The sequence below is a fragment of the Cellulosimicrobium sp. NPDC057127 genome, assembly GCF_042670945.1.
Lineage (GTDB): Bacteria > Actinomycetota > Actinomycetes > Actinomycetales > Cellulomonadaceae > Cellulosimicrobium.
In genome coordinates, this window is record NZ_JBHUUP010000014.1 from 51,753 (window position 1) to 77,386 (window position 25,634).

General features: G+C 74.9%; 21 protein-coding genes. 15 read left to right on the plus strand and 6 right to left on the minus strand.

What is annotated here, in order from left to right; genetic code table 11:
• Positions 1–212 precede the first annotated feature (212 nt).
• From ACFTZA_RS13865 to ACFTZA_RS13890, 6 genes are all read left to right on the plus strand, one after another.
• Positions 213–1,661, plus strand: a complete 1,449-nt coding sequence (locus ACFTZA_RS13865; RefSeq protein ID WP_378195976.1) for an MFS transporter — start codon at positions 213–215, stop codon at positions 1,659–1,661.
• Positions 1,662–1,711: 50 nt separating this feature from the next.
• Positions 1,712–3,616, plus strand: coding sequence for a metallophosphoesterase (locus ACFTZA_RS13870; RefSeq protein ID WP_378195830.1), 1,905 nt, complete (start codon positions 1,712–1,714; stop codon positions 3,614–3,616).
• 62 nt (positions 3,617–3,678) lie between these two features.
• A complete protein-coding gene (locus tag ACFTZA_RS13875) occupies positions 3,679–4,380 on the plus strand; it encodes a YceI family protein (RefSeq protein WP_378195832.1) in 702 nt (233 codons plus the stop codon).
• Between the two features lie 27 nt (positions 4,381–4,407).
• Positions 4,408–5,115 (plus strand): metal-dependent transcriptional regulator, encoded by a 708-nt coding sequence (locus ACFTZA_RS13880; protein WP_378195835.1) that lies wholly within the window; start codon positions 4,408–4,410, stop codon positions 5,113–5,115.
• A gap of 139 nt (positions 5,116–5,254) precedes the next feature.
• The gene (locus ACFTZA_RS13885) at positions 5,255–6,496 is read left to right on the plus strand and encodes an MFS transporter (protein WP_378195838.1); all 1,242 of its coding nucleotides are present in this window, start codon (positions 5,255–5,257) and stop codon (positions 6,494–6,496) included.
• A gap of 120 nt (positions 6,497–6,616) precedes the next feature.
• Positions 6,617–7,273: a vitamin K epoxide reductase family protein gene (locus tag ACFTZA_RS13890; RefSeq protein ID WP_378195841.1), complete on the plus strand. Its 657-nt coding sequence runs from the start codon at positions 6,617–6,619 to the stop codon at positions 7,271–7,273.
• Positions 7,274–7,291: 18 nt separating this feature from the next.
• On the opposite strand, the gene ACFTZA_RS13895 is transcribed toward ACFTZA_RS13890, so the two are convergent.
• A complete protein-coding gene (locus tag ACFTZA_RS13895) occupies positions 7,292–7,702 on the minus strand; it encodes a YbjQ family protein (RefSeq protein ID WP_378195844.1) in 411 nt (136 codons plus the stop codon).
• A gap of 80 nt (positions 7,703–7,782) precedes the next feature.
• On the opposite strand from ACFTZA_RS13895, the gene leuS reads away from it, so the two are divergent.
• The 5 genes from leuS to holA all read left to right on the plus strand — a co-directional run bounded on the left by leuS (position 7,783) and on the right by holA (position 16,793).
• Positions 7,783–10,818, plus strand: a complete 3,036-nt coding sequence (gene leuS / locus ACFTZA_RS13900) for a leucine--tRNA ligase (RefSeq protein WP_378195848.1) — start codon at positions 7,783–7,785, stop codon at positions 10,816–10,818.
• Between the two features lie 55 nt (positions 10,819–10,873).
• Complete coding sequence (locus tag ACFTZA_RS13905) at positions 10,874–11,740, plus strand: DegV family protein (protein WP_378195851.1); 867 nt, start codon at positions 10,874–10,876, stop codon at positions 11,738–11,740.
• Between the two features lie 136 nt (positions 11,741–11,876).
• Positions 11,877–13,160 (plus strand): ComEA family DNA-binding protein, encoded by a 1,284-nt coding sequence (locus tag ACFTZA_RS13910; protein ID WP_378195854.1) that lies wholly within the window; start codon positions 11,877–11,879, stop codon positions 13,158–13,160.
• Entirely contained in the window at positions 13,157–15,697 is a 2,541-nt protein-coding gene (locus ACFTZA_RS13915; RefSeq protein ID WP_378195857.1) for a ComEC/Rec2 family competence protein, read from the plus strand. Before ACFTZA_RS13910 ends, ACFTZA_RS13915 begins: the two co-directional genes overlap by 4 nt.
• A gap of 88 nt (positions 15,698–15,785) precedes the next feature.
• Positions 15,786–16,793 (plus strand): DNA polymerase III subunit delta, encoded by a 1,008-nt coding sequence (holA, locus tag ACFTZA_RS13920; protein ID WP_378195859.1) that lies wholly within the window; start codon positions 15,786–15,788, stop codon positions 16,791–16,793.
• A 150-nt stretch (positions 16,794–16,943) separates the two neighbouring features.
• Here the strand turns inward: holA and rpsT are convergent, their stop codons facing one another.
• From rpsT to ACFTZA_RS13940, 4 genes are all read right to left on the minus strand, one after another.
• Entirely contained in the window at positions 16,944–17,204 is a 261-nt protein-coding gene (rpsT, locus tag ACFTZA_RS13925) for a 30S ribosomal protein S20 (RefSeq protein ID WP_378195863.1), read from the minus strand.
• Positions 17,205–17,382: 178 nt separating this feature from the next.
• Positions 17,383–17,904 carry a type II toxin-antitoxin system PemK/MazF family toxin gene (locus ACFTZA_RS13930; RefSeq protein ID WP_378195866.1) on the minus strand — a complete coding sequence of 174 codons (522 nt, stop codon included), beginning with the start codon at positions 17,902–17,904 and terminating at the stop codon, positions 17,383–17,385.
• A 91-nt stretch (positions 17,905–17,995) separates the two neighbouring features.
• Positions 17,996–18,718, minus strand: a complete 723-nt coding sequence (locus ACFTZA_RS13935) for a maleylpyruvate isomerase N-terminal domain-containing protein (protein WP_378195869.1) — start codon at positions 18,716–18,718, stop codon at positions 17,996–17,998.
• 33 nt (positions 18,719–18,751) lie between these two features.
• Positions 18,752–19,312 (minus strand): type 1 glutamine amidotransferase domain-containing protein, encoded by a 561-nt coding sequence (locus ACFTZA_RS13940; RefSeq protein WP_378195872.1) that lies wholly within the window; start codon positions 19,310–19,312, stop codon positions 18,752–18,754.
• 170 nt (positions 19,313–19,482) lie between these two features.
• Between ACFTZA_RS13940 and lepA the strand changes: the two genes are divergently transcribed.
• The 4 genes from lepA to ACFTZA_RS13960 all read left to right on the plus strand — a co-directional run bounded on the left by lepA (position 19,483) and on the right by ACFTZA_RS13960 (position 24,689).
• Positions 19,483–21,375 carry a translation elongation factor 4 gene (gene lepA, locus ACFTZA_RS13945; protein ID WP_378195876.1) on the plus strand — a complete coding sequence of 631 codons (1,893 nt, stop codon included), beginning with the start codon at positions 19,483–19,485 and terminating at the stop codon, positions 21,373–21,375.
• Positions 21,376–21,382: 7 nt separating this feature from the next.
• Positions 21,383–22,723, plus strand: coding sequence for a radical SAM family heme chaperone HemW (hemW, locus tag ACFTZA_RS13950; RefSeq protein WP_378195879.1), 1,341 nt, complete (start codon positions 21,383–21,385; stop codon positions 22,721–22,723).
• Between the two features lie 190 nt (positions 22,724–22,913).
• Positions 22,914–23,825, plus strand: coding sequence for a hypothetical protein (locus ACFTZA_RS13955; RefSeq protein WP_378195882.1), 912 nt, complete (start codon positions 22,914–22,916; stop codon positions 23,823–23,825).
• 111 nt (positions 23,826–23,936) lie between these two features.
• Positions 23,937–24,689: a hypothetical protein gene (locus ACFTZA_RS13960; protein WP_378195885.1), complete on the plus strand. Its 753-nt coding sequence runs from the start codon at positions 23,937–23,939 to the stop codon at positions 24,687–24,689.
• A gap of 6 nt (positions 24,690–24,695) precedes the next feature.
• Here the strand turns inward: ACFTZA_RS13960 and ACFTZA_RS13965 are convergent, their stop codons facing one another.
• Positions 24,696–25,562, minus strand: a complete 867-nt coding sequence (locus ACFTZA_RS13965; protein ID WP_378195888.1) for a DUF3097 domain-containing protein — start codon at positions 25,560–25,562, stop codon at positions 24,696–24,698.
• Between the last annotated feature and the right edge of the window lie 72 nt (positions 25,563–25,634).

The following is a 25,634-nucleotide window of genomic DNA, read 5'->3' on the forward strand; positions in this document are numbered from 1 at the left end:
GTTCCTGGGATGAGGGCAGCGCCTCAGCATCGTTACTATACCGTCTGGACGGTTTGGAAGCTCGGCGCCGCCGCGCCGCCCCAGCCGTCCGACGCACGTGGAAGGACCTCGTCGTGACGGCGACCCACATCTCGACGCACACCACCGACGCCCGCACCGGCGCTCCGGCCGCCCCCGGCGCGCGCCGGCGCTGGCTCGCGCTCGCGGTGCTCATGCTGCCGGTGCTGCTCGTGTCGATCGACAACACCGTGCTGAGCTTCGCGCTGCCGCAGATCTCGGAAGCGCTGCGGCCCACGGGTACGCAGCTGCTGTGGATCATCGACGTCTACCCGCTCGTGCTCGCCGGCCTGCTCGTGCCGATGGGGTCGTTCGCCGACCGCATCGGGCGCCGCCGCCTCCTCCTGACCGGAGCTCTCGGGTTCGCCGCCGTCTCGGCCGTGGCCGCCTACGCCCCGTCCGCCGAGGCGCTCGTCGTCACGCGCGCGGGCCTCGGGTTCTTCGGCGCGATGCTCATGCCGTCGACGCTGTCCCTGCTGCGCAACGTCTTCACCGACCGCGAGGAGCGGCGCCTCGCCATCGCCATCTGGGCGTCCGGGTTCGCGGCCGGCTCCGCGCTCGGGCCGATCGTCGGCGGGTTCCTCCTCGAGCACTTCTGGTGGGGCTCGGTGTTCCTCCTCGCCGTGCCCGTCCTCGTCGTGCTGCTCGTCCTCGCCCCGGCGTTCGTGCCCGAGTCGCGCGACCCCGCGCCCGGGCGCATCGACCCGCTCTCGATCGTCCTCGTCATGGCGACCATGACGCCCGTCGTCTACGGCATCAAGACGCTCGCGAAGTCCGGGCCGGGCACGCTCGCCCTGGTGAGCCTCGCCGTCGGGCTCGCCGCAGGCGTCGCGTTCGTCCGGCGCCAGCTGCGCCGCCCGGACCCCATGCTCGACGTCCGGCTGTTCACGCGCCCGGCGTTCAGCGGCGCGGTGCTCGTCAACCTGCTGTCGGTGTTCTCGCTCGTCGGTTTCCTCTTCTTCGTGTCCCAGGACGTCCAGCTCGTGCTCGGGCTCTCGCCCATGGAGGCCGGGCTCGCGCTCCTGCCGGGGCTCGCCGTCATGGTCGCCGCCGGGCTGCTCGTCGTCCGCGTCGTGCGGCACGTGCGCCCGGCGCGCGTGGTCGCCGTCGCGCTGCTGTTCTCCGCGGCCGGCTACGCGATCGTCGCCGTGGGCGCGGGGGAGAGCATCCTGGTGCTGCTGATGGCCGCGTTCGTCGTCCTGTCCCTCGGCGTCGGCGCCGCGGAGACCGTGTCCAACGACCTCATCGTCTCCTCGGTCCCGGCCGCGAAGGCGGGAGCCGCGTCCGCGATCTCCGAGACGGCGTACGAGGTGGGCGCGGTGCTCGGCACCGCCGTGCTCGGCAGCATCCTCACCGCGTCGTACCACGCGAACGTCGTCGTGCCCGACGGCGTGCCCCGCGCCGACGCGGCCGCGGCGGCCGAGACGCTCGGCGGGGCGACGCAGGTCGCGGAGTCGCTGCCCGCCGGGACCGCGCAGGCGCTGCTCGACTCCGCGCACGCGGCGTTCGGCAGCGGTGTGGGCACGACGTCGCTCATCGGCGTCGTGCTCATGCTGGTCGCCGCCGGCACGGCGCTCGTCACGCTGCGTTCGGCCCGCTCCTGACCGGCGGGGCGATTGGCGGCGAGCGGTACGATCAGCAAGGCTGATGCTCGATGACGAAACCCCACCGCACCCCACCGCGCTGGCTCCGCTGGACGCTCGGCGTACTCGCGGCGCTCGTGCCGTGCGTCGTGTGGGGCGTCACCACGGCGACGACCGAGAACAGCCTCGGGCCGCACGAGGCCCGCTACGAGGTGTCGACCGACGGCGTCGTCGTGGTCGACCTCGGCCCGCTCGGCACGCTGCGGATCGACTCGCCGCTGCCGCTCGACCTCGGCGTCGACGTCACCGTCCAGGAGATCCCCGCCGACTTCACCGTCGTCGGGCAGGCCGACTCGCTCGCGGGCCTGGAGCAGGACCTCGAGGACTATCTGCGGTTCTTCGGCGGCCCCCAGGAGACCATCGGGGCCGTCGCGCGCGCCCTCGTCATCGACGCCCTGCTCCGTACCGGCTTCGCGATCCTCGTCGTCGCGGCGGCCGGTGCGGGGATGTACGCGCTGCTGGGCGCCGCGCGCCGCCGCGAGCTGACTCGGGCGGTCGCCCCCCGCACGTACGAGATCACCGCGAGCGTCGTGCTCGTCGCCCTCGTGGGGGCCTCGTTGTCCGCGAGCGACCCGGCGAGCACAGGTAAGCCGTCACGCCCGGCGTCGGCGGTCTTCGCCGGCACGCCGCTCGAGGGCGCGCGCATCACGGGGCGCCTGTCGGGGGTCGTCGACACGTACGGCGGCATGCTCATCGACCTGTACCGCGAGAACGAGGAGTTCTACGAGCGGGCGAACGACGACCTGGTCGAGGCGTGGGAGCGCCGCGAGAGGATCCAGCGGCTCACGGCGCCGCGCACCGTCGAGGCCGGGAGCGCGGCCCCTGCGACCGCCGCCCCCGGCGGGGACGACGACGAGGCCGCCGACGCCGACCAGGGCCCCGAAGCCTCCGACGGGGCCGCGGAGCCCGGCGGCGCGGTGGCGGGCGCCGACGCGCCGCCGTCGGCGGCCGGCACGGACGACGAGGACGGCGCGGAGAGCACGCAGGACGCCACCGACGACGCCGTCGTGGAGCCCGCCGACGAGGCGACCGCACCGGAACCGGCCGCCGAGGAGGACCTCGTCACCCTCCTGCTCATCTCCGACCTGCACTGCAACATCGGCATGGCCCCGCTCATCCGCACGGTCGCCGAGCGGTCGGACGCGGACGTCGTGCTCAACGCGGGCGACACGACGATGAACGGCACGTCCGTCGAGTCGTACTGCGTCGACGCGTTCGCGGGAGCCGTGCCCGACGACGTCCCGGTGGTCGTCGCGGACGGGAACCACGACAGCGTGGAGACGTCGGCGCAGGAGCGCGCCAACGGCCAGACGGTGCTCGACGGCGAGGTGGTCGAGGTCGCGGGCCTGCGCATCCTCGGCGACCGCGACCCGCTCGACTCGCGCCTCGGAGACCTGGGCCCCAAGCCGCCCCGCGAGGAGACGCCCGAGGAGTACGCCGCGCGCATGACCGAGACCGCGTGCGCCGACCCGGACGGCGTCGACCTCCTGCTCATCCACACCCCGCGCGTGGGCAACGACGCCATCGAGTCGGGCTGCGTGCCCGCCCAGATCTCGGGGCACATGCACACCCGGTCGGGTCCCGACCGGATGGGGCAGGGCGTCCGCTACGTCAGCGGCAGCACCGCCGGCGCCGTGAAGGACGAGCTGCGCATCGGGCCGCTCAAGGGCACCGCCGAGATGACGGTCCTGCGCTTCGACCCGCAGCAGCGGCGGATCGTGGACTGGCAGCTCGTGCAGGTCGGCACGGACGCGGCAGCCACCGTCTGGCCGCGCCTGCCGTGGCCCGCGCCCGCCCCGGCGCCGGCACCCGGCGTCCTGGCCCCGGGCGGCGCACCGGTCGCCCCGGGTGCGCCGGGGGCACCGTCGTCGCCGGGGGCGCCGCAGGAGACCGAATCACCCGCCGGGAACGGGTGAGACCGTAGCCGACGAGCGCGTCGCCGTCCGGCGACCGACGGCGCGCGCGGGAGGATGGGAGCATGAGCCGCACCAAACGCTGGATCGCCGTGTCGGCGGTCCTCGCGCTCGTCGTGGTGCTCCTCGCGCCGTTCGTCTGGACCGAGCTGTCCGAGGGACGGACCCCGCCCCCGCTCGGCCTCGAGACGTCCACGGACCCGTCGCCCGACGTCCAGGAGCCGAGCGCGGGCCCCTTCGAGGTGGACGGTCGGTGGACCGTCGCCCCCGCGTCCGCGGCAGGCTTCCGCGCGACGCTCGAGGACGCCACCGACGACGAGCGCACGGTCGTCGGCAGCACCGACGACGTCACCGGCTGGGTCGAGGTGGAGTCCGGCGAGGCGACGGCCGCGCGCGTCGAGGTCGGCACCGCGACGCTCGAGACGGGGAACCCTGCGCAGGACCGCGTGCTGCGCGAGGCGCTCGAGGCCGACGTGTCCCCGGAGTCGGTCTTCACGCTCACCGCACCGCTCGACGTCTCGGAGGTCGAGCGCACGGACGAGCCGGTCGAGCTCGAGGTGCGCGGGACGCTGACCATCCTCGACGAGACGCAGCCGGTGACCGTCGCGCTCGAGGCGCAGCGCTCGGGGGAGGGCGTCCAGGTGCGCGGCGCGATCGCCGTGCGGTTCTCCGACTACGGCGTCGTCGTCCCGCCGTCGGCGCCCGTGCAGGTGGAGGACCAGGGCACGGTCGAGATGCGGCTCGTGCTCACCCGCTCGGAGGGCTGAGCGGCACGGTGCCCTAGGGTGGTCGGCGTGGACCGTCCCGACGACCTCACCCCTGTGGCGCAGGACTACCTCAAGGTGGTCTGGTCGGCCCAGGAGTGGTCCGACGAGCGCGTCACCACCAAGCTCCTGGCCGAGCGCATGGGCGTCGGCGCCTCCACGGTGTCGGAGACCGTGCGTCGGCTCAGCTCCCAGGGCCTGCTCGAGCATGCGCCGTACGGGGCGATCGCGCTTACGGAGCGCGGCCGGGCGCTCGCGCTCGCGATGGTGCGCCGGCACCGTCTCATCGAGACCTACCTCGTGTCCGAGCTGGGCTACGGCTGGGACGAGGTGCACGACGAGGCCGAGGTGCTCGAGCACGCGGTCTCGGACCTCATGGTCGAGCGCATCGACGCCCGCCTCGGCCGGCCGACGCGCGACCCTCACGGCGACCCCATCCCGGGCGCGGACGGGATCGTCGTGCGCCCGCCGGCCGTCCCGCTCGCGGAGCTGCTCGCCGGGGATCGCGGGACCGTCGCGCGCATCTCCGACGCCGACCCGGACGTGCTGCGCTACCTCGCCGAGCTGGGCGTGGGACTCGACACCCGCGTCGCCGTGACGGGGCGCCGCGAGTACGCGGGCACGCTCACCGTCGTCTGGACCGGGACGGGCGGGGGGGACCTGGGCGCGCCGTCCCAGCTGGGCCTGCGCGCGGCCGAGCACGTGTGGGTCGTGCGCGACGACCCGGCGTCCGCCTAGACTGTCCGCAGCCGGGGCCGACACGACGGCCCGGTCCGGGGTCCGCACCGCGGATCCACCACCCCACCTTCGTCGCCGACGACGCCGACACCGCCCTCGAATCGATTCGAGAGCCGACGATCCCGACCTCGGAGGAGCCATGACCGCACCGCAGGACGCGCCGACGACGCGCTCCGGGCCCGCGCTGCTCGCGCTCGCGATGGGGGGCTTCACCATCGGGACGACGGAGTTCGCGACGATGGGGCTGCTGTCCTACGTCGCCGACGACCTCGGCGTCTCGATCCCGACCGCCGGGCACGCGATCACCGCGTACGCCGTCGGCGTGGTGGTCGGTGCGCCCCTGCTCACGGTGCTGGCCGCCCGGCTGCCCCGCAAGACGCTCCTCCTGGTGCTCATGGCCGCCTACACGCTGGCCAACGTGCTGTCCGCGACGGCGGGGAGCATCGAGACGCTCGTCGCCGGCCGCTTCCTCGCCGGCCTGCCGCACGGTGCGTTCTTCGGCGTCGGGGCCGCCGTCGGTGCCGCGGTCGCCGGGCCGGGACGGCGTGGCCACGCGGTCGCGATGATGATGACGGGCCTCACGGTCGCCAACGTCGTCGGCGTGCCGCTGTCGACGTTCGTCGGCCAGCAGCTCGGGTGGCGCGCGGCGTTCGTGCTCGTCGGCGCGCTCGGGCTCGTGACGCTCGCAGCGCTGTGGTGGCTCGTGCCGGCCGGCGCGGGGCACGCGGTGTCGAGCGCGCGGCGCGAGCTGCGGGCGCTGCGCAACGGACCGCTGTGGACGGCGTTCGTCGGCGCGGCGATCGGCTTCGGCGGCATGTTCGCCGTCTACTCCTACGTCGAGCCGACGGTCACGCGCGTCACCGGGCTCGCGTCCGCCGCCGTCCCCGTCGTGCTGGCCGTGTTCGGCGTCGGCATGACGGTCGGCACGCTCGTCGGGGGCCGGCTCGCCGACCGGTCCGTGCAGCGGACCGTCTACCTCGGCTTCGGCTCCACCGCCGCGTCGCTCGTCCTCTTCGCGCTCACCGGGCAGCACCCGGTGCCCGCGGTGCTCGCCCTGTTCCTCCTCGGCGTCACCTCGCAGGTGCTGGGCCTCGCGCTCCAGACGCGACTCATGGACCTGTCGCCGCAGACGCCGTCGCTCGGCGCGGCGCTGTGCCACTCCGCGCTCAACGTCGGCAACGCGAGCGGCGCCTACCTGGGCGGGCTCGTCATCGCCGCCGGGTGGGGCTACCTCGCCCCGGCGTGGACGGGCGTCGTGCTCACGCTCGCCGGGCTCGCGATCATCCTGCTCCTCGGACGACGTCCCGCAGGCGTCGTGGTCGGGACGCTCGACGACCGCGCACCGCGCCACGAGGAGCGCGCGGCCACCGCGGAGGCCTGACCACCGGCACCGCGCTGACAGCCGGGTCCCAGCCAGTCGCGGTAGGTTGGTCCGCACCGCGCACACCGGTGCGCGCCGAGGCAGACCGGTGACGAGCCGGCGACCCACGAGGAGCGTCCCGTGAGCAAGAGCGCCACCGCCGCCGGTGTCGGCACCGACGCCGACCAGCTCGAGCCGGCGGGCGTCGATGGCCTCCGACCGCTCGGCCCGCGCGCCCTCGGCTGGCTCCTCGTCGTGCTCGGCGCGGTCGGCCTCGCCGCGTCCGCGACGCTCGCCGTCGAGCGCATCCTCAAGCTGATGAACCCGGACCACGCGCTGTCGTGCAGCCTCAACGTCTTCGTCGACTGCGGCAAGGCGATCGACTCGTGGCAGGGCTCGCTCCTCGGGTTCCCCAACCCCCTCATCGGGGTCGCGGCGTTCCCGGTGGTGATCACGACCGGCGTGGTGGTCCTCGCCGGTGCGCGGCTGCCGCGCTGGTACTGGCTCGCGCTCCTGGGCGCCACGACGGTGGGGATGGGCCTCATCGTGTTCCTCGTCTGGACCAGCCTGTACGCGCTCGTCGCGCTGTGCCCGTACTGCATGGTCGTGTGGGCCGCGATGCTCCCGCTGTTCTGGTACCAGGTGGTCCACGCGGTGCAGGAGGGACACCTCCCCGCGGGCGAGGGGGCACGGCGCACGATCGTCGCCAACCGCCACCTGTTCCTCGCGATCGGCTACGTCGCGCTCGTCGCGTGGGTCTTCCTCGTCATGGGCCCGCACCTGCTCGCGAGCTTCTGAGCCTCTGACCGAGCCCGCTCAGGCGGTGGGCGCGGCCGGCGCGTCCTGGGGCGCCGCTCCCGCCGCGGCGAGGTGGGCCGACTGCGCCGTCGCGCCGGGCTGCCCCGCCGGGATCGGCGAGACGACGACCGCGGTGCCGTAGGCGCACACCTCCGAGAACGACGCCGCGATCTCGCCGGTGTCGAACCGCATCCCGACGACCGCGTTCGCGCCCCGACGGCGGGCCTCCTCGACCATGCGGTGCATGACCTCCTGGCGCGACTCGTGCACGAGGCGCGTGTACTCCTTGACCTCGCCCCCGCCGAGCGAGCGGAAGCTCGCGACGACGTTCGCGCCGAGGTTCGCCGCGCGCACCGTCAGCCCCATCACCTCGCCGAGCACGGCGTCGACGCGGTACCCGGGGACCTCGTTGGTCGTCACGACGATCACGGCGCCATCCTGTCACGCACCGTCCGAGCGGGCGCCGTGGGACGCCGTCGGGCGCCCGGCAGGTCGGTAGGATCGGACGGGTGACCACCCCTGACGCCACCGAGATCACGCACGCCCCCGGCCAGTCCTCCCGGCCGGGCGAGCCCGCCCACCGCTACACGCCGGCGCTCGCGGAGCAGATCGAGCTCAAGTGGCAGGACCTGTGGGAGCAGCGCGGCACGTTCTTCGCCGCGAACCCGCAGGGGCCGCTCACCGACGGCGAGGGCGAGGGCCCGCAGGGCGCGAGCCCGTACTTCATCATGGACATGTTCCCCTACCCCTCGGGCGCGGGCCTGCACGTCGGGCACCCCCTGGGGTACATCGCGACCGACGTCGTCGGGCGCTTCCGGCGCATGTGCGGCGACAACGTGCTGCACGCGCTCGGCTACGACGCGTTCGGGCTGCCTGCCGAGCAGTACGCGGTGCAGACGGGCCAGCACCCGCGCACGACGACCGAGGCCAACATCGCGAACATGCGCCGCCAGCTGCGCCGTCTGGGCCTTGCGCACGACTCCCGCCGCACGTTCGCGACGATCGACCCCGACTACGTCCGCTGGACGCAGTGGATCTTCCTGCAGATCTTCGACTCCTGGTACGACGCCGAGGCTCCGCGCCCGGACGGAGGGCGCGGGCGGGCCCGGCGCATCGCCGAGCTCGAGGCCGAGTACGCCGACGGCTCGCGCCCGGTGCCCGGCGGCGTCGAGGGCGTCGAGGAGGGCGCGGACTGGGCGACGCTCACGCCCGAGCAGCGCCGCGCCGTCGTCGACGCGCAGCGCCTCGCCTACGTCGACGAGTCGCCCGTGAACTGGGCGCCTGGCCTCGGCACGGTGCTCGCGAACGAGGAGGTCACCGCGGACGGCCGCTCCGAGCGCGGCAACTTCCCGGTGTTCCAGCGCAGCCTGCGCCAGTGGAAGATGCGCATCACCGCGTACGCAGACCGGCTCGCGGACGACCTCGACCTCATCGACTGGCCCGAGAAGGTCACCGCGATGCAGCGCAACTGGATCGGCCGCAGCTCGGGCGCGCTCGTGCGGTTCGCCGTGCTCGGGACGGGCGACGGCGCGAACGACGCCGCCGCCGAGGCCGGGACGCAGGTCGAGGTGTTCACGACGCGTCCCGACACGCTGTTCGGTGCGACGTTCATGGTGGTCTCGCCCGAGCACCCGCTCCTCGACGAAGTGCCCGCGCACTGGCCCGACGGGACGTCGAGCGCATGGACTGGCGGCCACGGGTCGCCCGTCGAGGCGGTCGCCGCCTACCGCCGCGAGGCCGCGGCGAAGACCGCGGTCGAGCGCCAGGCCGACGCCGGCAAGAAGACCGGCGTGTTCACCGGGCACCTCGCAGTGAACCCCGTCAACGGCACGACGCTCCCCGTCTTCACCGCGGACTACGTCCTCATGGGCTACGGCACCGGCGCGATCATGGCCGTGCCCGGCGGCGACGAGCGCGACCACGCGTTCGCGGAGGCGTTCGGCCTGCCCGTCGTGCGCACGGTCGAGCCCGAGGGCGGGCTGCCGGACGACTTCACCGGCGCGTACACGGGCGACGGGGTCGTCGTCGCGTCGTCGAACGACGAGCTGTCGCTCGACGGGCTCGACGTGCCCGCCGCCAAGCGCGCGATCACGGACTGGCTCGTCGCGAAGGGCCTGGGCGAGGCCACGACGACGTACCGCCTGCGCGACTGGCTGTTCAGCCGGCAGCGCTACTGGGGCGAGCCGTTCCCGATCGTGTGGGACTCCGACGACCGGCCCGTCGCCGTGCCGGACTCCCTGCTGCCCGTCGAGCTGCCCGACGTGCCCGACTACGCCCCGCGCACGTTCGAGGCCGACGACGCCGAGAGCTCGCCCGAGGCGCCGCTCGGACGCAACGACGACTGGGTGAACGTCACGCTCGACCTCGGCGACGGGCCGAAGCAGTACCGCCGCGACACCAACACCATGCCCAACTGGGCCGGGTCGTGCTGGTACTACCTGCGCTACCTCGACCCGTCGTGGACCGGTGCGGCCGCGGACGACGCCGCGACCGGCGGCCAGGGCGGGGACGCGACCGTGGTGGACCCGGAGCTCGAGCGCTACTGGATGGGCCCGGAGCACAACGCCTCCGCGGGCCGCGCCGGCGGCGTCGACCTCTACGTCGGCGGTGTCGAGCACGCCGTCCTGCACCTGCTCTACGCGCGCTTCTGGCACAAGGTGCTCTACGACCTGGGCCACGTGTCGAGCATCGAGCCCTTCCACCAGCTGTTCAACCAGGGCTACGTCCAGGCCTACGCCTTCACCGACGCGCGCGGTCAGTACGTCCCCGCCGCCGAGGTCACGGAGGAGCCCGCCGCCGACGGCTCGGGCGAGGTCGTGTACCGCTGGAACGGCGAGGTCGTGCAGCGCGAGTACGGGAAGATGGGCAAGTCCCTGAAGAACGTCGTCACGCCCGACGACATGTACGCCGAGTACGGTGCCGACACGTTCCGCGTCTACGAGATGTCGATGGGGCCGCTCGACCTGTCGCGGCCGTGGGAGACGCGCGCCGTCGTCGGGTCGCAGCGCTTCCTGCAGCGCCTGTGGCGCAACGTCGTGGACGAGGAGACGGGCGAGGTGACGGTCGTCGACGAGCCCGCGTCCCCCGAGACGCTGCGTGCCGTGCACCGCGCCATCGCCGACGTGCGCGTCGAGATGGAGCACATGCGGCCCAACACGGCGATCGCGAAGCTCATCACGCTCAACAACCACCTCACGTCGCTGGACCGCGTGCCGCGCGAGGCCGTCGAGCCGCTCGTGCTCATGACGGCACCCGTCGCGCCGCACCTCGCCGAGGAGCTGTGGCAGCGCCTGGGCCACGACCGCTCGCTCGCGCACGAGCCGTTCCCGACCGCGGACGAGCAGTACCTCGTCGAGGACACCGTGACGTGCGTCGTGCAGGTCAAGGGCAAGGTGCGCGGTCGGCTCGAGGTCTCGCCGTCGATCTCCGAGAAGGAGCTCGAGGCGGCCGCGCTCGCCGAGCCGAACGTCGTGCGTGCGATCGACGGCGCCGTGGTGCGCAAGGTCGTCGTCCGCGCGCCGAAGCTGGTCAACGTCGTCGTCTGACGGTGCCGGGGGTGCGGGTGCGTCGCCCAGGGTCGCGCCGTAGGGTGGCGCGGCCATGACCCACGACTCCGTGCACGTCGTCACCGACTCGACGGCCTCCCTGCCGTCCGACGAGCAAGTCCGCCTGCACGCGGTCCCGCTCCACGTGACGGTCGGCGACGAGTCGACCCTGGAGGGCGTGGGGATCTCGGCCGACGACGTCGCCGCGCACCTGGCGGCAGGCCGCCGCGTCACGACGTCGCAGCCGTCGCCCGCGGCGTTCGCCGCCGCCTACCGCGCGGCGGCGGACGCCGGCGCCCGCGCCGTCGTGTCCGTGCACCTGTCCGGCGAGCTGTCCGGGACGGTGCACGCCGCGGCCCTCGCCGCGGCCGACGCCCCGCTCCCGGTGCGCGTGGTCGACTCGCGCACGGTCGCGGCAGGACTGGGGTTCGCCGCCCGGGCGGCCGCCGAGACGGCCCTCGACGGTGCCGACGTCGACACCGTCGCCCGCCGGGCGCTCGCCGTCGCGGACTCGAGCCGAGCGGTCTTCCTCGTGGAGTCGCTCGACCACCTGCGGCGCGGCGGCCGCCTGAGCGCGGCGTCGGCGGCCTTCGGCACCGTCCTCGGGGTGCGGCCGCTGCTCGCGGTGCGCGACGGGCGGATCCAGGTGGTCCAGAAGGTGCGCACGCGCGCGGCCGCCGTGGACCGCCTCGCCGCGGTCGCGGCGGAGTCGGCGGGACGACGCCGCGAACCCGTCCTCGCGGTGCACCACCTGGGCGACGAGGACGGCGCCGGCCGCCTCGCGCGGGACCTCACGGACCGCACCGGCCTTGGCGTCGTCGTGACGCCCGTGAGCGCGGTCCTCGGCGCCCACGTCGGGCCCGGCGTGCTCGCCGTCGTCGTCGCCGACCTCGCGTCCTCCGCACGGCCGCCCCGGGGCTGACCGGGCCGGGCAGGGCTGACGGTCGGGGCCGGGGCGCGCGTCCTGGCCGTGCACAGTCGTCCCGGCGCGCCGTCCCGTCCACACCGGGCGTCAGTGCCCCGGACGCGCGCAGGGAGGCCGCCCCTAGCGTGCGCGCATGACCTCAGCACGGCACGCGCCGCACGACAGCGCGCCCCGCTCCCGGACCGGCCACGAGCCGCGGCGCAGCGACGCCGTCGTGCGCCAGCGACTGCGGGCCGTGGCGGGCGGTGGACGACCGTCGCTCGCCTGGCAGCCGGAGACCGGCGCGGTCGCCGCCGCAGCGCTCGCACCCGACGCGCCGGCACGGCTCGACGCAGTGACACCAGCACCAGCACCCGCACCCGCACCCGCACCGGCACCGGCACCGGCACCAGCAGCGGCACCGGACGTCGCGTCCGACGCGCGCACGGCCGCACTGCCGGTGCTCGCGCCGTCGGGCACCGGCTGGCTCCCCGAGCGGCCCGACGGGTCGCGCAGCGACGACGCGGACGGGAGCCCTGCGACGTCGGACGAGCTGGCCCTGCGCGCCCGCCGGCGTGCGGCGACGACGGTCGCCCAGGCCTACGCCGCGGCGCACGGCCACCCGACGGCGCACTCCGGCTTCGAAGGGCTGGACGAGCCGCCCGGTGCGGACGGGGCGCGTCCGCGCACGGCGGTCCGGTCGCGCGTCGCCGTGGCCGCGGCCGTCGTCGTGCTCGCCGTGGCCTCGGTCACCGGCTTCGTCACGCTGCGACCGGACCCGGTCGCCGCCCTCGGTCCGGTCGACGCCGCCGCGGGCGCGCAGGATCCCGCCGCGACCGTGGAGCCCGCCGGGGAGGACGTCGCGCCGAGCGACGCCGGGGCGGGTCCCGCCACGGAGGGCACGAGCGACGAGGCTCCGGGTGCCGGGAGCGACGCGGCCGAGGGCGCGACGGACGAGCACGCGGCGAGCGCTCCCGCGGCGGGCCTGGTGGTCGTCCACGTCGTCGGGCAGGTCGCGTCGCCCGGGCTCGTGAGCGTCGTCGAGGGCGCGCGCGTCGCCGACGCTCTCGCCGCGGCCGGCGGCACCCTTCCCGACGCCGACGTGGCGGCGCTCAACCTCGCGCGCACCGTGGTCGACGGCGAGCAGGTCGTCGTCCCGCGACCCGGCGAAGCGCTGCCGCCCGCCGGGTCCGCCCCGGGGACGGTCGCGGGTGCAGCACCGGCCGGCGGCGCCGGCGCGGTGAGCGGCGTCGTGGACCTCAACGCGGCCGACGCGGCGGCGCTCGACGCTCTGCCGGGCATCGGGCCGGTCCTCGCCGAGCGGATCGTCGCGTGGCGCGCGGAGCACGGCCGGTTCACGTCCGTCGACGAGCTGGGCGAGGTGAGCGGGATCGGTCCGTCGACGCTCGACGACCTGCGCGACATGGTCCGCGTGTGACCGACCTGCGTCTCGTCCCGGCCGCGCTCGCGGCGTGGGCCGCCGCCGCGCTCGCCGTCGGAGCGCGTCCGGGGCCCGTCCTCCTCGTGGCGTGCGCCGCCGCGATCGTCGCCGCGGCCGTGGTGGTGGCAGGACGCGCGCTCCCAGGGACGTCGGTCGCGCTCGGACAGCTCGTGCTCGTCGCGGCGTGCGCCGCCGCCGTCCTGCTGTCGAGCGGCACGCAGCTCGCCGCGCGCGCGGCCGGGGGGCTGGAGGAGCTCGCCCGGGACGGCGCCACCGCGCGCGTGACGGCGACGGTGCGCTCGGCGGTCGAACCGCGCACGAACCCGTGGACGGGCGCGACGGACCGGCACGAGGTGCGGGTCGAGGCGGTCGTGGTCGAGGCCCGCGGCGTCTCGGCGACGACGACCGGTCCGCTGGTCGTCTCGGGGCCGGGGGAGGGATGGGACGACCTCGCCTACGGCGCGCAGGTCGAGGCGGTCGGGCAGCTCGCCGTGGACGGCGACCGGACGTTCCTGCGCGCCGACACCGCACCGCGCGTGCTGCACCCGCCGGCGGCGCCGCTGCGCGCGGTCCACGCCATGCGCCAGGGCATCCTCGACGTCACCGACGACCTCGGCTCGCAGGCCCGCGGGCTCGTGCCGGGGGTCGCGGTGGGCGACACATCGCGCCTCGAGCCCGAGCTCGACGAGGCGATGCGCACGACGTCCCTCACGCACGTCACGGCCGTCTCGGGCGGCCACTTCGCGATCATCGTCGCGACGGTCGCCGCCGCGTGCGTCGCCCTGCGCACCCCGCGTGCCGTGCGGGTGCTCGTGACGGCGGCCGCCATGGTCGGCTTCGTCGCGCTCGTGCACCCCGAGCCGAGCGTGATCCGCGCGGCGGCCATGGGCGCCGTCGGGCTCGCGGGGGCACTGCTCGGACGGCCGTCGCGCGCCGCCGCGGCCCTCGCGGCGGCCGTCGTCGTGCTCCTCGTGCTCGACCCGTGGCTCGCCCGGTCGTACGGGTTCGTCCTGTCCGTCGCGGCCACGGCCGGCCTCGCGCTCGGCACGGCACCGATCGCCCGCCGCCTCGCCCCGTGGTGCGGACGGGCCGCCGCGCACGTCGTGGCGGTGCCGATGGCGGCCCAGCTCGCGTGCGCGCCGATCGTCGTCCTGCTCGACCCGAGCGTGAGCCTGTACGCCGTGCCCGCCAACCTCGTGGCCGCACCGGCGCTCGGCCCGGCCACGGTGCTCGGCGTCCTCGCCACGCTGCTCGCGCCGGTGTGGCCCGCCGGCGCCACCGCGGTCGCGACGCTGGCCGGTGCGTGCACGTGGTGGCTCGCCGCTGTCGCCCAGGTCTTCGCGGCCCTGCCCGCCGCCCGCGTCCCGTGGCCCGGGGGCCCGGGCGGGCTGCTCCTGCTCGCCGTGGTCTCCGCGCTGGCGACGGCCGTCCTCCTGCGCTGGCGCCGGCTCGAGGCGATGGGGGAGCGACGGGTGCTCCGCCGCGGTGGGCACGAGCCGGGGACCGCCGCGGTGGCGGCCGTCCGCCGTGCGCTCGTCCGTGCGGCCAGGTCGCGACGTGCCGCGGTGCACCCGCCGGCCGGTACGGGCGTGCGCCACCCGCGCCGGCCGCGTCGCCCGTGGCCGGGACGCGGAGTGAGCAGAGGCGTCGTCGCGGCCGTCGTGGTCACCGCGGTGACCGTCGTCGTGGTGCTGCTCGCCCGGCCCCTCGGTCCGACGGGCAGCCCCGTCCCGGCCGACTGGCTGGTCGTGGCTTGCGACGTCGGCCAGGGCGACGCCCTCGTGCTGCGCACGGGCGGGTCCTCGGCGGTCGTGGTCGACGTCGGCCCTTCCGGCCCGGCCGCGGACCGGTGCCTGGACCAGCTGGGCGTGACCCGCGTCGACCTCCTCGTGCTGAGCCACTTCCACGCCGACCACGTGGGCGGGCTCGAGGAGGCGCTGCGCGGACGAGAGGTGACGAGAGCGCTCGTGACCGGCACGCGCGACCCGGCCGCCCAGGCGGAGCGGACGCTGCATCTCCTCGACGCCGCCGGGGTGCCCGTCGACGTCGCACGCCCCGGCGACACCGCGACCGCGGGGGAGGGCGCGGACGCCGTGCGCTGGGAGGTGCTCCAGGCCGGCCCGCCGGCGACCGACGGCGCAGGCGCGGAGGGCGGGGCCAACGACGCGAGCGTCGTCCTGCTCGCCGACGTGCGCGGGACGCAGGTGATCACCCTCGGCGACCTGGAGGACGAGGGGCAGGAGGCGCTCCTCGACGAGCTGGACCGGCGCGGGACCGGTCCGGTGGACGTCGTGAAGATGGCGCACCACGGCTCGAGCACGCAGTCGACGGCGCTGGCCGAGGCCCTGTCCCCGACGGTCGCGCTCGTGAGCTCGGGCGAGAACACCTACGGCCATCCCACGGACCGCGCGCTCGACCTCTACCGCGGCACGGGTGCCGCGGTCCTGCGGACCGACACGTGCGGGACGTTCGCGCTCGTCGTCCGCGAGCGGACGCTCGCCGCCGCCGGGTGCCACGACCCCGACCGGGGGTGAGCCGCCGCGGTGCGACCCGTGCCGGTGCCGGTGCCGGTGTCGGTGCCGGTGGGGCTCGGGGTCGGCGGGTCGTGGCAGGCTTGGGCGCATGCCCGCGCCGACCCGGTCCTCCTCCCGATCGTCCGCCGCGACCGCGTGGGACGACGTCCGGCTCGCCCCGGTCGTGCTCGTCCAGGGCCCGGAGTCGTTGCTGGCGGAGCGCGCGGTCGACGCCCTCGTAGACCTCGCGCGCGAGCGCGACCCCGAGGTCGAGAAGGTCGAGCTCGAGGCGGCGACGTACCAGGCCGGCATGCTCACGGTCGCGGCGAGCCCCTCGCTGTTCGGCGAGGCGAAGGTCATCGTGGTCACGGGCGCGGAGGCGGCGACCGACGCGCTCGTGGCGGACGTCGTGGACTACGTGCCGGTGGCGGACCCGGCGACGACGGTCGTCGTCGTGCACGGCGGCGGGGTGCGCGGCAAGCGCATGCTCGACGCGATCAAGGGCAGCGGCGCGCCGCTCGTCGCCGTGGAGGCGATCAAGAAGGACTCGGACAAGTCCGCGTTCGTCACCGCCGAGTTCCGCCGGGCACGGCGCCGCATCGACGCGGGCGGGGTGCGGGCGCTCGTCGAGGCGCTCGGCAACGACCTGCGCGAGCTCGCCGCGGCGTGCTCCCAGCTCGTCACCGACACGGACGGCACGGTCACCGAGCAGGTCGTCGACCGCTACTACGGCGGACGCGTCGAGGCGACGGGCTTCCGCGTCGCCGACGCGGCCGTGGCCGGGCGCGCCGGCGAGGCGGTCGCGCTCCTGCGCCACGCCCTCGCGACGGGAGCCGACCCCGTCCCGCTCGTCGCGGCGCTCGCGATGAAGCTGCGCGCGCTGGCCAAGGTCGGCGCGATGCGCGGCCGAGGGGGCGCGTCGGCCAAGGACCTCGGGATGGCGCCGTGGCAGGTGGACCGTGCGCGGCGCGAGCTCGCGGGGTGGACCCCCGAGGGGCTGGCGACGGCCATCATCGCGGTCGCGCAGGCGGACGCCGAGGTCAAGGGCGCGGGCCGGGACCCCGTGTTCGCGGTCGAGCGCGCGGTCCTGACCATCGCACGCTCGCACGGCCGCTGACCGCGTCCGCACGCTCACTGACCGCGTCGGCGCGGTTCCTGCGCGCGGCCCGGCGGCCGACGCGCCCGCGGGCACGCACGAGGGGCGCCGACCCGTCCGGGTCGGCGCCCCTCGTGGAGAGCCTGGACCGCCTCAGGGGCGGCGTGTCGCTCAGAGCGCGTTGACCGACTTCGCGATGGCGGACTTGCGGTTCGCCGCCTGGTTCGCGTGGATGACGCCCTTGGAGACGGCCTTGTCGAGCTTGCGCGACGCGGCGTGGAGCGCGGTGGTCGCCGCGTCCTTGTCGCCCGCGGCGACGGCCTCGCGCACGCGGCGCACGTACGTCTTGAGCTCGGACTTGACCGCCTTGTTGCGCAGGCGAGCCTTCTCGTTCGTACGGATGCGCTTGATCTGGGACTTGATGTTGGCCACGTGAGGACTTTCTGGTGTGTTCGCCGAAGCGAGCGGATAGGTCGTAGAGGGCGGCTCCAGCTCCGGGACTGGGGTGGGGAACCCGTGGAGAGGTGCTGGAGCTGTGCCCGCCGACCTGGGCGGACACGCGACCATCGAGACTACCAGCCGGGGGGCAGATCCATCCAGTCGCGCGGGCTCAGCGGTGCGCGGCGATCCCGGCCACGACCCGGTCGAAGACGGCGCGCCCGACGACCGCGCCCTCGCGCCGCACCGCGCCCCGGTCGACGCGCACCACGCGGTCCAGGCGCACCTCGCTGTCGCGTCCCCGGGCGTCCCACGGGCCGGAACCGATGTCGAGCCAGTACCGGCCCCAGCGAGCCTCGTCGCGCGCGTCGCGCGAGTGGTCCTTGCTCGTGAGCATCACGCCGAGGAGCCACGGCCCGTCCGTGCCGACGAGCAGCACCGGGCGGTCCTTGCCGCGGCCGTGGTCCTCCTCGTAGGGGACCCAGGTCCAGACGATCTCCCCGGGGTCCGCCGCGCCGTCGAGCCGCGGCGCGTACTGCGCGCGGACGCGGCCCGTGTAGTCGCCGGGGTACGCGGACGCCCCCCGGCTGCGCGGGGCAGGGGAGGGGCGCCGGGCGCCGGAGGGGCGGGCCACCTGGCGCGCGACCGCGCGCGCCGCGCCGGCGAGGACTCCGAGCCATCGGTTGCGTGCCACGCGGGCAATGTACCGGTCGGGCGGACCGCGCCCGTCGGGCGGCCCGCTGACGCCCGCGCGGTGGGGCGACGGCGCGGGTGCCGCGCGGTGCTCAGGGCGTCAGGCGCGCGCCGAGCGCGGCGTCCAGCGCGGAGACGTCGCCCTCGACGGTCAGCCCGTCGACGGCGTCCGGGTCGGGCGCCACGCGGCGCCACAGCACGAGCGCGAGCGTGCGGGCCGGTGCGGTGACGCGCACGGCCGGAAGGACGTCGTCGCGTGCGCCGAGCACCCAGCTCGTCGCCGCGTCGTCGGCCACGAGGGCGACGGGGCGCTCGAGCGCGGTCATGCGGCCCAGCCGGACCTGCCGCGGCTGCACGACGGTGACGACCTCGTCGACCGTGTCCGCCCACACCGTGGGCGGGACGTCGCCCACGGTGCGGCCGGACGCCGCCCGCAGGTCGTGCAGGTGGACGAGGGTCTCGTGCGTCTGGCGCCGGTGCCAGAACCGGACGGTCGACCGAGGGTCGTCCGTGGGGAGCAGCGTCCACGCCCGGGCGTCGGGGTCCAGCTCGTCGAGCGCGGCCCGCAGCTCGGCCGCCTGCTCGGCGTAGAACGCGGGGAGGTCGAAAGGGCCCCGGCCGAGCGGGGTCTCCTGGCGCCGGCGGGCCTGACCGGCCGCCCAGTGGTGGATGCGGCCGAGGTGCTCCACGAGGTTCCGCACGCGCCACCGACCGCACGCCGGGACCGGTGCGCGCGGGTCGGTGCCGGGCACGTCGGCGAGGAACGCCGACTGGAAGCGCCCGAGGAGGGCGCGGTGGTCGATCGCGTCGTCCATGGACGCATCGTCCACCGCGCCCCCGACAGCGCCTCAGGCGGCGGCGAGGACGGAGTCCACCTCGCGCAGGAAGGCGTCGAGGTCGCCGGGGTTGCGGGACGTGACGAGCGTGTAGCCCTCGTCGTCGCGCACGACCTCGCGGTCGACCCAGGCTCCGCCCGCGTTGAGGACGTCCGTCTCGAGCGACGGGTAGCTCGTGAGCGTCTTGCCCTCGACCGCCGCGGTCTCCACGAGGGCCCACGGGCCGTGGCAGATCGCCGCGACGGGCTTGCCCGCGGCCGTGAACGACCGCACGATCTCCATCGCCTCGTCCTGCAGACGCAGCGTGTCGGCGTTCACGGTCCCGCCGGGGACGAGCAGCAGGTCGTAGTCCGCGGCGTCCGTGTCGGCGAAGGTGCGCGTGGGCGTGACGGTGCGGCCCGGGTCCTTGTCGCCGACGACCGTCTGCACGTCGTCCGTGGACGTCGCGGCGACGTCCACCACGACCCCCTCGCCCTGCAGGTGCTCGAGGGGGACGACGAGCTCGTCCTGCTCGACGCCGTAGTTCGTGACGATCGCCAGCACGCGGCGGCCGCTGAGGTCCGTTGCGGGCACGGGGTCTCCTCTCGTCGGGGCGCACCGGGACGGGTGGTCCGGTGCGGTGACGACCACGCTAGGCGGGGCGTCGTCGCCTCGCAGCGCGAGGAGTCCACCTGCCGTGCCGGGCGTCCGTGGGAGAATGACCGGCAGACCCCCGCACACCACGTCGTAGGAGCGCACCCGCGTTGTCCCCGATCCCCAGCGCCGACCTGAGCGCCCGCATCCAGCCCGCGGCGACGCCGCCCGAGCTGATCCGGAACTTCTGCATCATCGCGCACATCGACCACGGCAAGTCGACGCTCGCCGACCGCATGCTCCAGCTCACCGGCGTCGTCGAGCCGCGCGCGATGCGGGCGCAGTACCTCGACCGGATGGACATCGAGCGCGAGCGCGGCATCACCATCAAGTCGCAGGCCGTGCGCATGCCCTGGGCGGTCGAGCAGGACGGGGTCACGAGCCCGCACGCGCTCAACATGATCGACACCCCGGGCCACGTCGACTTCACGTACGAGGTCTCCCGCTCGCTCGCGGCGTGCGAGGGCGCGGTGCTGCTCGTCGACGCGGCGCAGGGCATCGAGGCGCAGACCCTCGCGAACCTCTACCTCGCGATGGAGAACGAGCTCGAGATCATCCCCGTGCTCAACAAGATCGACCTGCCGGCCGCGCAGCCCGAGAAGTACGCCGAGGAGATCGCGGGCCTCGTCGGCGGCGACCCGGCGGACGTCCTCAAGGTCTCCGGCAAGACGGGCGAGGGCGTCGAGGCGCTGCTCGACCGCATCGTCGAGCGCGTGCCGGCCCCGGTCGGGGACGCCGGCGCGCCCGCCCGCGCCATGATCTTCGACTCCGTCTACGACACGTACCGCGGCGTCGTGACGTACGTGCGCGTCGTCGACGGCAGCCTCAACCCCCGTGAGCGCATCGCGATGATGTCGACGCGCGCGACGCACGAGCTGCTCGAGATCGGCGTCATCTCGCCCGAGCCGATCCCGACCAAGGGCCTGGGCGTCGGCGAGGTGGGTTACCTCATCACGGGCGTGAAGGACGTGCGCCAGTCCAAGGTCGGCGACACGGTGACCAACGCGGGCAAGCCGGCCGAGGAGGCGCTCGGCGGCTACTCCGACCCGAAGCCGATGGTGTTCTCGGGCCTGTACCCGGTCGACGGCTCCGACTACCCGGTGCTGCGTGACGCGCTCGACAAGCTCAAGCTCAACGACGCCGCGCTCAACTACGAGCCCGAGACGTCGGTCGCGCTCGGGTTCGGCTTCCGCGTCGGGTTCCTCGGGCTGCTGCACCTGGAGATCGTGCGCGAGCGTCTCGAGCGCGAGTTCGACCTCGACCTCATCTCGACGGCGCCCAACGTCGTCTACGACGTCACGCTCGAGGACCGCACGGTCGTCAAGGTGACGAACCCGTCGGAGTTCCCCGCCGGGAAGATCAAGGAGGTCCAGGAACCGGTCGTGCGCGCGACGATCCTGGCGCCGAGCGAGTTCGTGGGCACCGTCATGGGCCTGTGCAACGACCGTCGCGGCCAGATGCTCGGCATGGACTACCTGTCCGAGGACCGCGTCGAGCTGCGGTTCACGCTGCCGCTCGCCGAGATCGTGTTCGACTTCTTCGACCAGCTCAAGTCGCGCACCCGCGGGTACGCGTCGCTCGACTACGAGCCGTCGGGCGACCAGGTGGCCGACCTCGTCAAGGTCGACATCCTGCTCCAGGGCGAGCAGGTCGACGCCTTCAGCGCGATCGTCCACAAGGACAAGGCGTACGACTACGGCGTGCTGATGACCGCCAAGCTCAAGGAGATCATCCCGCGCCAGCAGTTCGAGGTGCCGATCCAGGCCGCGGTCGGCGCGCGCGTGATCGCGCGCGAGACGGTGCGCGCGATCCGCAAGGACGTCCTCGCCAAGTGCTACGGCGGCGACATCAGCCGCAAGCGCAAGCTGCTCGAGAAGCAGAAGGAGGGCAAGAAGCGCATGAAGAACATCGGGTCGGTCGAGGTGCCCAAGGACGCGTTCATCGCCGCGCTCTCCTCCGACTCGGCGGCCGGCAAGGACGCGAAGGACAAGTCCAAGAAGTGAGGTCCTCGTGAGCCCGGCCCTGCCCGACGGCGAGCCGGTGCCCGCCGACGGCGCCCTCCCGGCCTGGGTGGGGCGCACGGACGCCGACGCCGTGGACGCCGAGCACCCGGAGGCGTCGGACCGGCCGTTCGGGGTCTACCTGCACGTCCCGTTCTGCTCGGTGCGCTGCGGGTACTGCGACTTCAACACCTACACGGCGTCCGAGCTCGGTGGCGGCGCGGACCAGGCCGCGTACGCGACGACCGCGCTGCGGGAGATCGACCTCGCCGCGCGCGTCCTGCGCGACGCGCGCGTGCCGGACCGCGCGGTCTCCACGGTCTTCGTCGGGGGCGGCACGCCGACGATGCTCCCGGCGCGCGACCTCGCGCGCCTGCTCGACGGCGTCCGGTCGGCCTGGGGCCTGGCACCCGGCGCGGAGGTGACCACGGAGGCCAACCCCGACTCGGTGACGCCCGCGTCGCTCGCCGAGCTCGCCGCCGCGGGCTTCACCCGGGTCTCGTTCGGCATGCAGTCGGCCGTCCCGCACGTCCTCGCGACGCTCGAGCGCACCCACGACCCGCGGCGCATCCCCGACGTCGTGCGGTGGGCCACCGACGCGGGGCTGAAGGTCTCGCTCGATCTCATCTACGGCACGCCGGGGGAGAGCGTCGACGACTGGCGCACGAGCCTCGAGTCGGCGCTCGCGACGGGCGTCGACCACGTGTCGGCGTACGCGCTCGTCGTCGAGCCGGGGACGAAGATGGCCGCCCAGGTGCGGCGCGGCGACGTCGCCCTGCCGAGCGAGGACGACCAGGCGACCAAGTACGAGCTCGCGGACGAGCTGCTCACGGCCGCCGGGCTCGGCTGGTACGAGGTCAGCAACTGGGCGCGCACCGACGCCGACCGCTGCCACCACAACCTCGCCTACTGGCGCGGGGACGACTGGTGGGGCATCGGTCCGGGCGCCCACTCGTACGTCGCCGCCGCGCCGCGTGCCGGGGCGCAGACCGCCGCGCCGGACGCGGGTGCGCCGGAGGCGTCCACGCCCGACGAGCACGTCGGGGTGCGCTGGTGGAACGTCAAGCACCCACGCCGCTACGCGGCGCTCCTCGAGGCGGGCACCAGCCCGGCCGCGGGGCGCGAGCTCCTCACCCCGGACGAGGGCGCGCTGGAGCGGGTCATGCTGCAGGTCCGGCTGCGCGAGGGCCTGGACCTGTCGGTCCTCACGCCCGCGGGACGGCGTGCGGTCGCGGGGCTCGTGGCGCGCGGGCTGCTCGACGGCCGTGCCGCGCTCGCCGGGCGCGGGGTGCTCACGCTGCGCGGGCGGCTGCTCGCCGACGCGGTGGTCCGCGACCTCACGGACGAGTAGGACGTCGCGGACGGGCCGCGCCGGACGGGGCCGGCGCGGGTGACTTCCCGACGTCGTGCGGCGAACCCCCTGGCGCTCGGCCGCGAATCCCGAGAGGGTGTACCCCGGAACGGGTGACTCGCACAGGTCCTCCACACGTCCACGGAGCCACCGTCGCAGCGCGGTCCCCGCAGCCCCACGAGGAGACGCGATGAGCGACACGAGCGACGGCGGATCGCCGCACGAGAACGACCCCTACCGTCAGCAGGCCCCGGGCACGCCCCCGGCGCCCGGCGCCCAGCAGCCGCCGTACGACCAGCCCGGCCAGCAGCAGCCGTACGGGCAGCCCGGCCAGCAGCAGCCGTACGGGCAGCCGGGGTACCCGCCCCCGGGCCAGCCGTACGGCGCGGCCGGCTACCCGCCGCCCGGCTCGCCCTACGGCGCCGCGGACCAGCCCGTCCAGATCGGCGAGGCGTTCAACTACGGGTGGAACAGGTTCACCCAGAACGCGGGCGCGATCATCGGGGGCGTGCTCGCCTGGGCGGCCGCCCTCCTCGTGCTGAGCCTCATCTTCTTCTTCGTGCTCATCGGCACGGCCTCGACCAGCATCGACCCGGTGACGAACGAGCTCTCGACGTCCGGCGGCTTCGCGTTCGGGTTCACGACGTTCCTCTTCATCGCGATCGTCGTCGTGCTCTCGCTCTTCGTGCAGGCGGTGGTCGTCAACGTCTCGCTCCTGATCACCCGGGGCAAGAAGATCGAGTTCGCCGACTTCTTCCGGGTGCCGAACCTGCTCAACGTGATCCTCGCGGCGCTGCTCATCGGCCTCGGTGTCGGCATCCTCAGCATCACGGTCGTCGGCGGGATCGTGCTGGCGTTCTTCGCCCAGTTCACGCTGTTCTACGTCATCGACAAGAACCTCGGCGTCCTCGACGCGATCAAGGCCAGCTTCTCGGTCGTGAGCCAGAACCTCGGCACGGTCGTCGTGCTGTTCCTCGGGGTCTACGTCGCGCAGGTCATCGGCACGCTCCTGTGCTACGTCGGCCTGCTCGTGGCGCTCCCCGTGGCGCAGATCGCGACGGCGTACGTGTACCGCCGGCTCAACCACGAGCTGCCCGCCTGACCGCACCGTCGCGCGTGCCGGTCCCGGGAGGGGTCCGGCGCGCGCGACGGGGGCGCGCGCGGGATCGTAGGAGGTGCACACCGTCTCGGGACGAGGAACGAGGTGGCCGACATGACCTACGACGCGTCCGGCCCGGCCGGCCCCTACGGCGCACCGCGGCACGACGGCGCGGGCGGCCCCGCGCCCGGTGGCCCGCCGGGGCCCGCGTTCGCGGTCGGCGAGGCGGTGTCCTACGGGTGGGGCAAGGTGACGTCGAACCTCGGTCCGTGGCTCCTCGTCGCGCTGGTCTTCCTCGCGGTCAACATCGGGTGGAACCTCGTGACGGGCGGCTTCACCCGGCTCCGCGAGACCGTCGACGACAACGGCGCGAGCCTCGCCGCCGTGACCGGCCTCGCCCTCACGAGCATGGTCCTGTCGGTCGTGGGGGCCGTCGTCGGCTACCTCGTCACGGCGTTCTTCACGCGCGGCGCGCTCGACGAGACGACGGGCCGCCGCCCCGACCTCGCGGCGTTCTTCCGCATCTCCAACGTGCTCCACGTGGTGCTCGCGGCGGTGCTCGTCACGATCCTCACCACGGTCGGGCTGCTGCTGTGCATCGTGCCGGGGCTCGCCGTGATCGTGTTCTCCACGTTCGTCTACAACGTCACGCTCGACCGCGGGCAGGACGCGATCAGCGCGATCCGCACGAGCTGGTCGCTGGTGGCGAAGAGCTTCGGCGCGGTGCTCCTGCTGCTGCTGACGCTGCTCGGCATCAACGTCCTGGGCGCCATCCCGCTGGGCCTGGGCCTGTTCGTCACGATCCCGCTGTCCTATGTCGCGGTCGCCTTCGCCTACCGGCGCCTCGTGGGCGAGGTGCCGGCCTGACGCCCGTCAGTCCTGCGGGGCGGTGACGAAGTCGATGAGCTCCTCGACACGCCCGAGCAGCGACGGCTCGAGGTCGGCGTAGGTCCGCACGGTCCCGAGGATGCGCTGCCACGCGCGCGCGACGTCGGCCTGCGACGCGGCGGGCCACCCGAGCTCGCGCAGGATGCCGCGCTTCCACTCGGTGCCGCGCTCGATGACGGGCCACCGGTCGAGCCCGACGCGCGCCGGCTTGACCGCCTGCCACACGTCGACGTACGGGTGGCCCAGCACGAGGACGGTGCCGCCGGGCACGGTCCGCAGCGCCGCGTCGGCGATCCGCTGCTCCTTGCTGCCCGGGACGAGGTGGTCGACGAGCACCCCGACGCGCCGCTGGGGTGTCGGGGCGAACTCGGCGAGGGCGTCCGCCAGGTTGTCGACACCCTCGAGGAGCTCGACGACGACCCCCTCGACGCGCAGGTCGTCGCCCCAGACCTTCTCGACGAGCTCGGCGTCGTGCTTGCCCTCGACCCAGATGCGGCTGCCGCGGGCGACGCGTGCCCGCTGCCCGGCGACGGCCCGCGACCCGGACGCGGTGCGTCCGGGCGCCGCGGGGGCGCGCGACGTCACCGGCGGCGTCAGCTCCACCGGGGAGCCGTCGACCCAGAACCCGGGCCCGAGCGGGAAGGACCGCGTGCGGCCGCGCCGGTCCTCCAGGACCACCACGTGCATGCCGCCGGACTTCTCCACGCGCACGACGGCGCCCACCCACCCGGACTGCACCTCCTCGACGACGAGGCCGCGCTCCGCCGCCTGCGGGCGGGAGACGGGGCGGGCGCGGTGGTGGGCGGCGGCGGGCCCGCCGAGGACGTCGGAGCCGTAGCGGTCGAGGGACACGGCCACACCCTAGGTTCGCCGCGCACGACGCGCCCGCAACGACGCGCGCACGGTGTCGCCGGGTGGTAGGAC

Coding starts and splice junctions, on each gene's coding strand:
- ACFTZA_RS13910 (WP_378195854.1), top strand. CDS start 11,877: ATGACCTCAGCACGGCACGCGCCGCACGACAGCGCGCCCCGCTCCCGG.
- ACFTZA_RS13955 (WP_378195882.1), top strand. CDS start 22,914: ATGAGCGACACGAGCGACGGCGGATCGCCGCACGAGAACGACCCCTAC.
- ACFTZA_RS13870 (WP_378195830.1), top strand. CDS start 1,712: ATGACGAAACCCCACCGCACCCCACCGCGCTGGCTCCGCTGGACGCTC.
- ACFTZA_RS13960 (WP_378195885.1), top strand. CDS start 23,937: ATGACCTACGACGCGTCCGGCCCGGCCGGCCCCTACGGCGCACCGCGG.
- ACFTZA_RS13885 (WP_378195838.1), top strand. CDS start 5,255: ATGACCGCACCGCAGGACGCGCCGACGACGCGCTCCGGGCCCGCGCTG.
- ACFTZA_RS13865 (WP_378195976.1), top strand. CDS start 213: ATGCTGCCGGTGCTGCTCGTGTCGATCGACAACACCGTGCTGAGCTTC.
- ACFTZA_RS13905 (WP_378195851.1), top strand. CDS start 10,874: ATGACCCACGACTCCGTGCACGTCGTCACCGACTCGACGGCCTCCCTG.
- holA (WP_378195859.1), top strand. CDS start 15,786: ATGCCCGCGCCGACCCGGTCCTCCTCCCGATCGTCCGCCGCGACCGCG.
- ACFTZA_RS13935 (WP_378195869.1), bottom strand. CDS start 18,718: ATGGACGACGCGATCGACCACCGCGCCCTCCTCGGGCGCTTCCAGTCG.
- ACFTZA_RS13875 (WP_378195832.1), top strand. CDS start 3,679: ATGAGCCGCACCAAACGCTGGATCGCCGTGTCGGCGGTCCTCGCGCTC.